Here is an 11,768-nt window from a genome sequence, read left to right as displayed (position 1 = left end):
TCCTTATCGGGCTCCGGGTCGCCGGGTGCCGGGGAGCGGAAGCCGGATGACGAAGCGCACGCCGGTGGGTTCCGACTCGACGTCGAGCGTTCCGCCGTGCGCCTCCACGACCTCGCGAGAGATGGCCAGGCCGAGCCCGGTGCCGCCCTTGCCCCGGCTGCGGGCCGTGTCCAGCCGGGTGAACCGTTCGAAGATCCGCGCCTGGTCGGCGGCCGGGATCGGCTCGCCGTCGTTCCAGACGGCCAGCTCCGCCTGATCGCCGTTGCGCCGCACGTCCACGCTCACCTCCGTGGCCGCGTGCCGGTCGGCGTTGCTCAGCAGCTCGTTGATCGCACGCGCCAGCTGCGACACCACGCACTCGACCCGGACGCCCGGCTCCAGGTTCAGCTTGGCCACCACCCGCGCGGGCCGGGCCGCGACGTGGGAGGCGGCCAGGTTCGCCAGATCCACCTCCTCCCGCGTCGTCGTCTGGGCCGCGCCCATCCTGGCCAGGAAGAGCAGGTCGGTGACGATCGACTCGAGCCGGTCGGTGTCCCGCAGCGCCGCCTCGATCGCGTCCGCCATGTCGTCCGGGTGCAGCTGCCCGCTCTCCAGCTGCGCCCGGATTCCCGCGATCGGCGTGCGCAGCTCGTGCGAGGCGTCGGCGGCGAACTGCCGCTGCTTCATCACGGCCTGCTCCATCCGGTCCAGCGCCCGGTTCGCGGTCCTGGCCAGCCTGGCGATCTCGTCCTCGCTCTCCGGCTCCGGCACCCGGCGGCTCAGATCGTTCTCGGTGAGCTCGGCCAGCTCGGCGCGGATGTCCTCCACCGGCCGCAGCGCCCGGCCCGCGATCCGCCAGGCCACCCAGCCGATGAACGCGATGAGCAGGATCAGCTGGATCGCGATCACCGTGGCCAGCATGCGGCTGCGGACGATGGCCGGGGTCTGCTTTCCCGCGTACACGACCGGGGAGTCCGGGGCCGGGGTGGCGCGGACCGCGGTCACGTGCACGCACCGGCTGTCCGGCAGCGGACAGGACACCAGCTCCCTGACCCGGTCATAGGGTCCCGGCCAGACCGGGCTCAACGCCGGCAGATCCCGGGCCGCGTTACTGGTCGCCAGGATCCGCCCCCCGGGCGCGACCACCTGGATCATGTCTATCCCGTTGAGCGGCGGGATCGGGTTGATGACCACTTCCCCGTTGCGGATCCGCGTCGCCACCTGCGAGGCCACGTCCTTCGCGTCCTCCCAGATGTTCGTGGCGACCACCTGCCGGGTGATCACGTCGGCCGACACTCCCACGGGGATGAGCGTGATAGCCGCAACCGCCATCGCGCCAAGTGTCAGACGCCCGCGTATAGACCGGATCCGCGACCAGGGGAGGGACATCCCCCGAGGTTACTGACGAGGCCCTCAACAGCTGTCCGCGACAATCTCAAGCCACGCCCAAGTCCCGCCCCGAACAGAGCGCGGAAGCGGCGGAACGTCGCCTCGGGTTGGTCATCTGAAGGCGGCAATGTTGCGGACCGCCCATTCTGCGAACGTGCAAGGCGTGCGGCCGAGGACCCGCTCGACGTCGGGGCTGATCCGCTGCTCGGCGGGGGTGGGCTCGCCGATGATGGCGAGGGTGGTCTCGACCACGGGCTCGGGCATGAACCGCAGCATCTGCGCGCGGGCCTCGTCGCGGGTCTGCTCGACGAACCGGATCGGCTCGCCGAGGGCCGCGCCGATCGCCTCGGCTCGTTGCCGGGGCGTGCTGAGGGCGGGCCCGGTCAGTTCGTAGACCTGCCCGGCGTGACCATCCTCGCGCAGGGCCGCGGCGGCGACCTCGCCGATGTCGGCCGGGTCGATCAACGGCAGCCCGGTGTCGCCGAACGGCGCGGCGGCCGTGCGTTGCGTGCGGATCGTCTCGGCCCACGCGAACGTGTTGGAGGCGAAGCCACCAGGCCGCAGGATCGTCCAGTCCATGCCCGACTGCCGGATGGCGTCCTCGATGGACCGTCCCCCGGCCCCATGGGAGGACGACCGCGGCCGGGTCGCGACTCCCTGGGAGGACAGCAGGACGACCCGTCGGACGCCGCCGGCTTTCGCGACGTCGAGGATGCCCTGCGGGCTCAGCAGGTGCGCACCGGCACCGCCGTCGTGGAGGAAGACCGCGTCGGCGCCGTCGAAAACGGGCCGAAGGCTCTCTGGGGCGGCCAGGTCCGCCTGCCAGTGCCGTACGCCTTCCGGCACTGCCCCGCCCGAGACTCCTCGGGACACCGCCGTCACCTGCTCACCGGCTGCCGCGAGTGCCTGCACGAGCGGTCGGCCAACGTTGCCGGTGGCTCCCGTAACTACGATCATGAACTTCTCCCATGGATTGTGATCACTCATGCCAGCAACCTTCTCTGGGCTGAGTTAGTTGACTAACTAAGTAGAAACATAGCAGCCGAACCGCGGTTGTCTATAGTTAGTTAGGTGACCAACTTGAAGAAGGGCGATCGGGCTCCGGTTGCCGCGATGCGGGGCAAACGGGAGCGCCTGACCGCCGCCGCCGTGAAAATGCTGCATGAGCAGGGCGTCGAGAAGACAACGCTCGCCGACATCGCACGGGCGGCCGACGTCCCCGTCGGCAACGTCTACTACTACTTCAAGACCAAGGACGACCTCGTCGAGGCGGCCATCGGCGCGCACGCGCAGCGCCTCCAATCGATGATCGCTTCACTCGACGAGCTCCCCGCTCCGCAGGACCGGCTGAAGACGCTCATCGGCGGCTGGGTACGGCAACGCGACCTAGCCGCACAGTTCGGCTGCCCCACCGGCACCCTCTGCTCCGAACTCGACAAACGCGCCGACGGTCTCGACCGCACCGCGGCCAAGGTCATGCGGGGCCTGATCGACTGGAGCGAGCAACAGTTCCGCTCGATGGGCCGGAGCGACTCCCGCGACCTCGCGGTCGCCCTGATCGCCGCCTACCAGGGAATCTCACTGCTCACCAACACCTTCCGCGACCCCGAGCTCATGACCCGCGAAGGCGCCCGCTTGGAACGCTGGATCGACTCACTCGCCCGGCCGTCAGAAGACCCCGACGACCTCAGGTAGATCTCTCCCTCTCCATCCGGCGGGCGCCCTTCCGACTCGTGAGCTCCACGCCGCGCCCGGAGAATACTTCCACGACTCCCTGACGCCCAAATGCGATCATGATCGTGTAAGTGGTTCCATCGGATGTCTTCGGGGGAGACATGATCCGCAAGCTCATCGTGATCGCCATGCTCGGGGCCGGATTGTCGGCCATACCATCGTGGGCGGCCGCCGACGCGGTCCGCTCGCATACGCAGTACCCCTGCCCGCCGGACAAATGCCCGGTCGTGTGCCCGCTCGGGCACGTGTGCGTGCCGTCGCCCAAGCAGTGCATCACCACGCCCTGCCCGCAGTTCGAGTGCGCGCTGCTTCTCCGCGGTACACACGAGGGGATGACCCCGCTACTGGCCGTCCCCCGCGCGGCGGAACCTGCGTAGAAGCGACGGGACCCGTACGGATCAGCTCGAGCCGGTCGGCCTGGTCTGCGGGGCCGGTCCCGCCTTGCCTCCCAAGCGCCTGCGAGTTGGCCACCAGGTTGTCGAGCGCCATGGTCGGCCCGTGGTTGCGTTGCTTTCGGATAGTGCGCTAGTGCCGGTGGCTGACGGGCGGGCCGCTTGTGAGATGCGGCCCGCCCGTCAGCCTCGGTCAGCGGCAGAGGGACACGTAGACCCTTCCGCAACTGCAAGGGAGCTCACACGATTCAGGCGGGTTAGTAGGAGGTGAGGATTTTGAGGTTGAAGGTCCCTAGCGTGCCCATGATCGGGGCGTACCAGACCACGCTGGAGCAGCGCCGAAGCGGCGTAGTGCTCGCGGGCACTCCCGTGCAACTGGCGGGGTGGTTAGGGTCGCCGGCCGAGATGGTGCCCTTGGCGATGACGTGCGACTGGTCAGGGGTGAGTTCACCCACCGGCCCGCCGCTGTCGCCCTGGCCGGTGGCGTTCTGCCCATTCAGCTGGACCGCTTTGACCATGGGCTTATAGAACGCCAGCCCGTCTCCGGAGCCGTCACCGTCCACATCCTCGCCCGAGGCGACCCAGATGTGGGTGCTGGGGTCAGTGACCTGGATATTGCCCCGGAATCCGGAGCGGGACCCGCTGGTGAACACGATCTCGCCACGGAGACTGGCGGTGGCGTTCGACACGGGCAGGCTGCTCGCATCGGTATAGGGCGCCTGGCTGGAGGCGAACGCTCCCACGTAGACACGCCCACCGGTGCTCGCCGATCCACTCGGGACGGGCACAATGGATGGGTCCATCACAGCCGCGTCGCGCTGTGCGTTGATGCGTACGAACTCGCCGATGTAGTCGTTCCCCGCGTGGGTCGGGTCGCCGGTCACGGCGTCCATGCCGATGGCGCCGCAGTGACCTGCGGTCACCATCATGTGGTGGTTCTTCGGGTCGACGACGGAGAAGCCAGCCGTGCATCCTCCGCCCAGGGCGCCCACGAAGAAGGCCGCGCCGCCCCAGAACGGCGAGGTGTCGTGGTAGCGGTCATACATCGGCATCGGCGCCTCACCCCGGTGCACTTCCAGGTGGATGGGGCTGGCCGGAGCGACCCCTGCGGTGCGTCGCAGGGTCACGTCGAGTCCGCTTGCGTCGGGCAAAAGGCCGATCTCGGCCAGCTGACCCGGGGGCGTTTCCCGGCCGATTCGGTCCTGTTCTAACAACAACTCCCGCTCCGAGTACCGGGCTGGGAGAACCTCCACCGGGACCGTGCGCCGGAGTTGGTCGATGAGCTGCCCGACCCGCTCGGGCAAGGGCCCCTTCCAGTAGACCTTTACGGCGCGGTCGAGCGGGTTGGCGCTGACCGAGCCGAGCTGGTCCCCGCCCGCGGCCGCATCGACGATCGCGATCGCGGCGTCGTGCAGTTTGGACTGGACGGTGAACACTTCCCGCCAGGAGCCGTAGCCGTCGGGAACCGGGTCGCTGATGGCGACGGGCCGATTTTCGACCGGCTTGCCGTCGGCAGGGTCGGCCATCGCGGCCGACTGCCCGCCCAGCATCGTCGCGGTGAGTGCCAGCGCGCCGACGGAGGTGAGAGTCCGACGTAACACGGACATGATCTTTCTCCTTTTTCGTGAGACAGTCTGTCTTTCGTAAGGCAGTGTGTACTTCATTGGACATAACGTCAATGGAATGTAGGGTGTCCAGGTATGAATACGCGTAAGTACGAGCAGCGTCTGCGGGCCGATACGGCCGCGGAGAACCGCCGCCGGATCCTGCAGGCCGCCTACGACCGGTTGCGTGAGGCGCCGTCCGAGCCGCTCAGCCTGGACAAGGTGGCGAACAAGGCTCGGGTCGCCCGGTCCACCATCTATGTGATCTTCGAGTCGCGGGCCGGGTTGTTCGACGCGGTGTTCCGCGATCTTTTGGACCGGGCCGGGTTCGACCGCATCGTCACCGCGGTGGCCCACCACGACGCGGGCGAGCACCTGCGCGGCAGCCTGCGCGCCGGCGCCCACGTGTACGCGGCCGAACGTGGTGTGGTGCGCGCGATCTATTCGATGGCTGCGCTCCATGCCGACGCCCTGGCCGACACCGTCCGGCACGATGAGGTCGGACGTGCCGAAGGCATGCGCCATCTGGCCCAGCGCCTGGCAGACCAGAACCTGCTCCGGGCCGGCATCACCGTCCAGGAGGCCACCGACATCCTGTACGTGATCAGCAGCTTCGACACCTTCGACCTGCTGTTCACCGGCCGCGGCCTGGCAGCCGACGCGGTCGCCGACCGGCTGATCGCCATGGCCGAGCGTGCGCTGGTTCACCAGGTCGGCCAGCCGCGGTAGCGGACGGTCGGCGGTGGGCGCTCAGCGCGGGCTCGGCCGTGGCCGGGTCCGGCGGCGGGTCATCAGGGTGATCGCTGACCAGGAGATATGCGCCTCGCTGTGCTGGACCAGGCGTTCGTGGTCGCGGCAGTTGCGGCGGGCGCGCATGATCAGCTCAGTGTCCATTCGACCACCCACCGTTTGGGTAGCACGACGAAGCCGGTCTGCCCGGCGGCCGGGACACGATCTTGATGGTGAGGCCGAGGAGTCGCGGGCCCAGTTCACCAGCGTGCCGGCGTAGGCGCTGTCGGCCCAGGCCAAGGTCAGCTCGGGGTGAGTCAGGCGTGCCCGCCACAAAAGGTCGCGGGCGATGTCGCGGTCGGGCCGGTCGGCGGGCGTGACCATGACCGCCAGCAGCAGCCCGCCGCCGTCGACCAGGACGCTCTCTTGCGGCCGTTCACTTTGGCGCGTGCGGCAGTCCTGTGGACTGCGGGACGAAGCATGGCGAGGCTGGATTTGCTCCACCCGAACGGGGAGCGGGTTCGATCGGTCGCTCAGAAAGCGCAAGGGCCCTCGCACGATGGGACCCTGGCGGGCTGGCTACTGGCTGTCGCGAAAGCCGGGTGACGTCGCGGCTAGCGAGCGCCGCTTGTCTTACGCCGCACGGACCATCAGAGGTCGAATTCGCCCTGGTTGGCGCCTTTGAGGAACGCCTTCCACTCTCCGGGAGTGAAGATCAGTGCGAGGCCCTGGGGGTTCTTGCTGTCGCGGACCGCGACGATGCCGGGCAGGTTGGTGGCGACTTCCACGCACTGCCCGTTGTCGCCGCTGGCGCTGGACTTGCGCCACTCCGCGTCGTCGAGGTTCAACTGGTCCATTTCCTAACCGCATCCTCTATCGCCTGTTGCGTTACGTTCTTCGGCTGCGCGTCCGCCCTGATGGTGTCATACCTCTGTTTGAGGCTCGCGACCGCTTCATGGTCGCCGGTGACGTGGCCAGACAGGACCGAGTCCGCTGAGACAACCTCAGAGCCGTCGAGCAGTCGCGCCAACGCGAACGCGCTCATCATGCCAGCTACAGCGCCCGCGGCGATAGGTACGAGTTGGACAGTGATCCGTGGATGCTGGGAGAGTTCCAGCAGGTAGCGGAGCTGGGCAGCCAGGACGTCGGGCCCGCCGATGGGACGATGCAACACCCCCTCATCGATGAGCGCGAGAAAGGCGGGTGGGTTGGGACCGCTGAAGATCCCAATGCGCCGGATGCGCGCTTGCACTCGTTCTTCGACGCGTCGGCTGGGGCAGTGGTGGCGAAGATCGCGCGGGCGTACTCGGCGTTTTGCAGCACTCCAGGGATCAGCAGCGGATCCCAGGATTGCAAGATGACGGCTCGTGGCTCGATCTCCTCAACCCAGCGCGCGAACCAGCCGAGTGCGGGCGATTGGGATATTCGAGTGAAGAGGGCAACAAAATGCCCGTTCAAGCCGAATGCCCTGTCCGCCTCTTCGGCGAATTCGAGCGAAGGGGCTCGACGGCCGGTCTCGATGTGGCTGATGAGCGATTCATGGCAGCGTATGCGCGCCGCCAGCGCGGCCTGCGTCATCCGAGCGGCTTTGCGGTGCTCGGCAAGGTCGGCCGCGAAGCGGGCCCGAGGTGATATCTCCCCGCCTGGTTGAGCCTCCAAAGCGCCTCCACGGTCATGGGCAGGGGCATTGCTGTTCGTGACCGTACAGCGACGACGAAACGACAATCAATACATAAGGCCTGTATTTCTTTGTCGTACAGGTTTCACGAGATTGACGTACCAATGGCTCGTGTGAGTGTTCATGCTGAGATCGACACAGTCGAAAGCGACAGCGTGTCTGTCTTGATGATCGTGAGCAGTAACTCGGATAAGTCGGTGATTTCGTGTCAGCTGGAGCCAAATCCACGCAGATGCCAGACGTCGCCGTGTGGAAAGGCACGACGCTACGGCGCAGCGCCAAGACACCACGGCAGGCAAGACAAGCGATCAAGCTATGGCTGGCGGATGGTTGCCCGGCGGTCCGGTCCGATGCCCTGCTGGTTGTCTCCGAGCTGGTGACGAACGTACTCCAGCATGTGCCCCTGGGTGTGCAACGCGACTGGGTCAAGGTGCGGCTCGGCATCAGGGACGATTTCGTTCGGGTCGAAGTGATCGACCCGGGCACGGCGACGCCGGAGCCCCGCTTCGTTCCTGTGCAGATGGACTCCATGGAGTCATCGGGACGCGGTCTCGGCCTCGTGGCGAGCCTGTCGGTCCGCTGTGGCACGGAGCGCATGGAGTGTGGTCACCGCGTCGTGTGGGCCGACCTAGCACACCCCGGGTCCTTCGCCGCGCCACCGGAAGTGACCTGACATGCACCAATGGGAGCCGTGTATCCCACGAAGCTCGCATGCGCCGTCCTCACCGTTTCCCCAGATCAGCTGCCCATCAGGTAGGGAGAGAAATGGAAGCTCATCTTCAACAAGCTGATGAATCGGCGTCGGCGAGGGGTGGTGCGCGGCTGCTCGGCCTGCAGCCTGGGGCGTCATTCTCGGGGAAGGTGGCCGCTTCGTTGGCCGGGGAGCGGATCGGCCGAGTCCGGCAGCAGCTGGAGCGGTTGGCCGGAGCAGGCATGATCACGCGGATCCGGCCTGGCGCACTGGCCACCTTCGAGCAGGCCGCCGCCTTTCACCACCAATTCGGCGACCGCAGCCGCGAAGCACTGGCCGGGTACGAGTCGGCTGAGAGTGAGCTCGCACTTGACCGCCTCGGGGCCGGGAGGGCGAGATGACCGACGAGATGTTCCAGCGTCCGCGCTTGGTCGTCGTAGCGGCGACGGGCAGGGGACAGGAGGCGCTGACAGCCCTGCCGGGCAGTGATACTCCGCCCCGGGCGCGATCCCGGTTCCGGGGCGGGCCGGGCTGGGCCGTCATGAGAGGCCGCTGCGAGGAGATCATCGATGACCTGGCCGGGCAGATCGCCGACGGCAGACTCGCTCGGGACACCCGGATGGCCAGCGTTCAGAAGCTGAAGGACATCCACGACATTCCCGGCTGGGCCGCACGGCGCGTGCTGCGCCAGCTGGCCGATCGGCACTTCATCCGCCTGGTACCGGGCCTGGGATACGTCGTCGGCGTGCCCGGGGTGATCCCCATGCCGCCGCGCGAGGATGAAGACGAGGGCACCTGGTATGTCGGCGGCTCAGGCAACAATCCGATTCCCGGCGCGGATGTGCTCCTGGCGTCGCGGCGGCGGGACGGCCGGAACGGTCGTGACACCGGTGTCGGCGAGGGTGCCGCCCGTGCTGCTCTCGCCGGTCCCTCCGCCATCGACCGGGAATGCGACAGATGCATCTTTGTCCAGGTCGCCGACATCATGGCCGATCGGATCGCCGTCGGGGAGTTTTCCGCGGGGCAGCGGTTCGCCAGCATCGCCGCGCTGCGGCGGGAATTCGCGATCTCCGACGCCACGGCCCGGCGAGCGCTGCGAGAGCTCACCGATCGCGACTTGATTCACGCCGAATCCGGCCGGGCCCATTTCACCGGCCCCGCCAGCGCCGGGCACCCTCTCCCGCTCTATCAGCAGATTGCCGCCGACCTGGCCGGCCAGATCTTCACAGGCAAGCTCCGAATCCTCCATGTGATCCCCGTGCGCGAGGAGTTGAGAATGCGGCACCGCGCCAGCGACCACACCGTCGGCGAGGCGGTGTCGCTGCTGCATCACCTTGGCTGGGTGATCTGCGTTCCCTACCGGCGTCCCGTGGTCGCGACTCCCGACAGCTGGCCGGTACCGCTGGGTGGCGGTTGAGGTCCGCCACCCCGTACGGCCGCGCCCACGCTCTGGGCTCCCTTCGTCCATGTGGGCGGGTGAAGGGAGCCCGGACTACCGCGTTAGTTCAGGTAGGGGCCGGTTGCGCCGACCTTGCCGACTGTGGAGTTCAGTACGTATGCCCGGAGGTTGCCTTTTCCGGACAGGGGGATGGTCAGGGAGCCGGTGGTGACGGTTTTTGTGTCGCCGGTGATGGCGTCGGTGTAGGTGCCGTTGGGGATGCCGGTGAAGGTGGCTGGGCCGGAGATGGTCACCAGGACGAAGCTGTCGGCGGGGCCTTCGGTGAAGCGGCGTTTGAAGGCCATTTGGCCGGTGATGCCCTGGGTGGAGTACTGGCCTTTTTGGAGGGCGGGGACGGCGCGGCGGATCTGGTTGAGGCGTTGCACGTGTTTGACGAGGGGCTGGGAGAGGGTGGTGGCTACCGCTCCGGAGGCGGAGGAGACTGCGCCGAAGTCGGTGGTGGTGAGGGTTCCGGAGAGTTTGTCGCCGTAGTAGGCGCGGCCGGTTGTGGCCAGGGGGCAGGTGGGGCCGCAGTCGATGGGCTTGCCTGCCTGGAATTCGATTTCTGAGCCGTAGTAGAGGGTGGGGATGCCGCGGAAGGTCCACATCAGGGACATGTTCTCGGCCCAGGCGTCGGTGCCGCCCGCGTAGCGGACCGTGGACTTGTTGGGGCCGTAGTCGTGGGAGTCGACGTAGACGGTGTTGTAGGTGGCGTCGTTGTAGCTGTCGTCGGAGTCGCGGCCGTTGTTGAAGGCGTTGGCGGCCTCGCCGAAGTTCATGTGCATGCGCATGTCGATGACGTTCATGCCGGAGAACTTGGAGTGGTCGGGGGCGTGGTAAGCGTTGCCGTTGAGGAAGGCGTTGTCGCTGGTGGGCTGGCCTGCGGGGCCCAGCAGGTTCTCGTAGTTGTATTGCTCGATGGCGGCTTTCACGTCGTCGGGGTCGTAGGCCTGGCGTTCCTTCCAGGTGAAGAACTGGGCGGAGTGGTTGACGGAGCCTCGGTTCCATTTGTCGTGGACGAAGGCGGCCACTTCGCCGAAGACGTAGAAGTCGGCGGCTTTCTCGGGGCCGAACTTCTCGGTGGCGTGCTGGCGCAGGGCGGGGAGGAAGCGGCGGTTCCAGGTGTTGCGGGGGATGTGGACGGCGGTGTCGACGCGGAAGCCGTCCACGCCCATGTCGATGAACTTGTTGTAGACGTCGATCAGGTAGTTCTGGACGGCGGGGCTTTCGGTGTTGAAGTCGGCCAGGTCGTCGTGGAGCCAGCAGCTGCGGGCGTCCTCGCCTTCCCAGTTGCCGATCCAGCACTGGTGGTAGTACTGGGCGGGGAACATGCCGGAGGTGGGGCTGGGCCACTGGCAGTTGTAGATGCGGAAACCTTCGGGGCTGGTGTACTGCGTGGGCAGGCCCCAGTTCTGGCAGGTGTTGCCCGGCGGAACGGTGGTCGACCACTGGTCTCCGTTGTACGGCCTGCCTTTGGCCAGGGCGTTCTGGGCGGGGGTCAGGGTGGGGTCGTCGCCCTGGTGCTCGACCATGGGGTCGTATTCGCGGCCGGGGACCTGGGGCTGGTAGAGCCAGCTCCACTGGCTGTCGCGCACGCCGTACACGGTGGGGGTGAACAGGCCCTTCGCGCCCCAGCGTGAGCTGTGGTTGTAGACGACGTCCTGGTAGATCTTGATGCCTTTGGCGTGGGCCTGGTTGATGAGGTCCTGGTAGGTCGCCCCGGGGGATTCGAGGCGGGTGTCGATCCGGTGGAAGTCGTAGCCGTGGTAGCCGTGGAAGTCGTAGTCGGAGCGGTTGAGCACGACCGGGGTGATCCAGATCGCGGAGAAGCCGAGGGCTTTGATGTAGTCGAGCTTGTCGATCAGGCCTTTGAAGTCGCCGCGGAACATGGGGTCGTTGTTGGCGGCGTTGCCGGAGCGGGTGTGCTGGCTGCCGCCCCTGTTGTTGGCCGGGTCGCCGTCGTTGAACCTGGCGGTCATGACGAAATAGATGGAGTCTTCGCGGGGGTCGCCGCCGAGAGGCGTACCCGACGGCTGCGGCGAAGGCGAAGGCGAAGGCGACGGGGAGGGTGAGGGTGACGGGGAAGGCGAAGGAGACGGAGACGGAGAGGGGGAGGGGGAGGCGCAGGGGTTGG

12 protein-coding genes and 1 pseudogene are annotated in these 11,768 nt (G+C 67.4%); 6 read left to right on the top strand and 7 right to left on the bottom strand.

Features of this window, described 5'->3' with window-relative positions; genetic code table 11:
* Positions 1 to 3: 3 nt before the first annotated feature.
* Positions 4 to 1,311 (bottom strand): sensor histidine kinase, encoded by a 1,308-nt coding sequence (locus Amac_RS10525; RefSeq protein WP_246268228.1) that lies wholly within the window; start codon positions 1,309 to 1,311, stop codon positions 4 to 6.
* 168 nt (positions 1,312 to 1,479) lie between these two features.
* Positions 1,480 to 2,325 carry an NAD(P)H-binding protein gene (locus Amac_RS10520; protein WP_155354145.1) on the bottom strand — a complete coding sequence of 282 codons (846 nt, stop codon included), beginning with the start codon at positions 2,323 to 2,325 and terminating at the stop codon, positions 1,480 to 1,482.
* 114 nt (positions 2,326 to 2,439) lie between these two features.
* Here Amac_RS10520 and Amac_RS10515 point away from each other — a divergent pair, with 114 nt between their 5' ends.
* On the top strand, positions 2,440 to 3,063 hold the full coding sequence (locus tag Amac_RS10515) for a TetR/AcrR family transcriptional regulator (protein ID WP_246268226.1): 624 nt from the start codon (positions 2,440 to 2,442) through the stop codon (positions 3,061 to 3,063).
* A gap of 110 nt (positions 3,064 to 3,173) precedes the next feature.
* Complete coding sequence (locus Amac_RS10510; protein WP_155354144.1) at positions 3,174 to 3,479, top strand: hypothetical protein; 306 nt, start codon at positions 3,174 to 3,176, stop codon at positions 3,477 to 3,479.
* A 272-nt stretch (positions 3,480 to 3,751) separates the two neighbouring features.
* Here Amac_RS10510 and Amac_RS10505 read toward each other — a convergent pair whose 3' ends face one another.
* Complete coding sequence (locus Amac_RS10505) at positions 3,752 to 5,101, bottom strand: chymotrypsin family serine protease (protein WP_155354143.1); 1,350 nt, start codon at positions 5,099 to 5,101, stop codon at positions 3,752 to 3,754.
* 93 nt (positions 5,102 to 5,194) lie between these two features.
* Here Amac_RS10505 and Amac_RS10500 point away from each other — a divergent pair, with 93 nt between their 5' ends.
* Positions 5,195 to 5,827 (top strand): TetR/AcrR family transcriptional regulator, encoded by a 633-nt coding sequence (locus tag Amac_RS10500; protein WP_155354142.1) that lies wholly within the window; start codon positions 5,195 to 5,197, stop codon positions 5,825 to 5,827.
* A gap of 21 nt (positions 5,828 to 5,848) precedes the next feature.
* Here the strand turns inward: Amac_RS10500 and Amac_RS10495 are convergent, their stop codons facing one another.
* The 3 genes and pseudogenes from Amac_RS10495 to Amac_RS56030 form a co-directional block, all read right to left on the bottom strand.
* Positions 5,849 to 6,331, bottom strand: coding sequence for a transposase (locus Amac_RS10495; RefSeq protein WP_373869814.1), 483 nt, complete (start codon positions 6,329 to 6,331; stop codon positions 5,849 to 5,851).
* 146 nt (positions 6,332 to 6,477) lie between these two features.
* A complete protein-coding gene (locus tag Amac_RS10490) occupies positions 6,478 to 6,684 on the bottom strand; it encodes a DUF397 domain-containing protein (RefSeq protein WP_155354140.1) in 207 nt (68 codons plus the stop codon).
* Positions 6,672 to 7,405: pseudogene (locus Amac_RS56030) on the bottom strand (helix-turn-helix domain-containing protein). Before Amac_RS56030 ends, Amac_RS10490 begins: the two are co-directional and overlap by 13 nt.
* 332 nt (positions 7,406 to 7,737) lie before the next feature.
* On the opposite strand from Amac_RS56030, the gene Amac_RS10480 reads away from it, so the two are divergent.
* From Amac_RS10480 to Amac_RS10470, 3 genes are all read left to right on the top strand, one after another.
* Positions 7,738 to 8,178 carry an ATP-binding protein gene (locus Amac_RS10480; protein WP_155354138.1) on the top strand — a complete coding sequence of 147 codons (441 nt, stop codon included), beginning with the start codon at positions 7,738 to 7,740 and terminating at the stop codon, positions 8,176 to 8,178.
* A 188-nt stretch (positions 8,179 to 8,366) separates the two neighbouring features.
* Positions 8,367 to 8,597, top strand: coding sequence for a hypothetical protein (locus Amac_RS10475; protein ID WP_155354137.1), 231 nt, complete (start codon positions 8,367 to 8,369; stop codon positions 8,595 to 8,597).
* The gene (locus Amac_RS10470) at positions 8,594 to 9,613 is read left to right on the top strand and encodes a GntR family transcriptional regulator (RefSeq protein WP_155354136.1); all 1,020 of its coding nucleotides are present in this window, start codon (positions 8,594 to 8,596) and stop codon (positions 9,611 to 9,613) included. The genes Amac_RS10475 and Amac_RS10470 overlap by 4 nt, the downstream gene beginning before the upstream one ends.
* Positions 9,614 to 9,696: 83 nt before the next feature.
* On the opposite strand, the gene Amac_RS57235 is transcribed toward Amac_RS10470, so the two are convergent.
* Positions 9,697 to 11,613, bottom strand: a complete 1,917-nt coding sequence (locus Amac_RS57235; RefSeq protein ID WP_281356264.1) for an alpha-amylase family glycosyl hydrolase — start codon at positions 11,611 to 11,613, stop codon at positions 9,697 to 9,699.
* Positions 11,614 to 11,768: the final 155 nt, after the last annotated feature.

Source organism: Acrocarpospora macrocephala (assembly GCF_009687865.1).
Classification (GTDB): domain Bacteria; phylum Actinomycetota; class Actinomycetes; order Streptosporangiales; family Streptosporangiaceae; genus Acrocarpospora; species Acrocarpospora macrocephala.
This window is presented reverse-complemented; position numbering and strand designations above follow the sequence as displayed.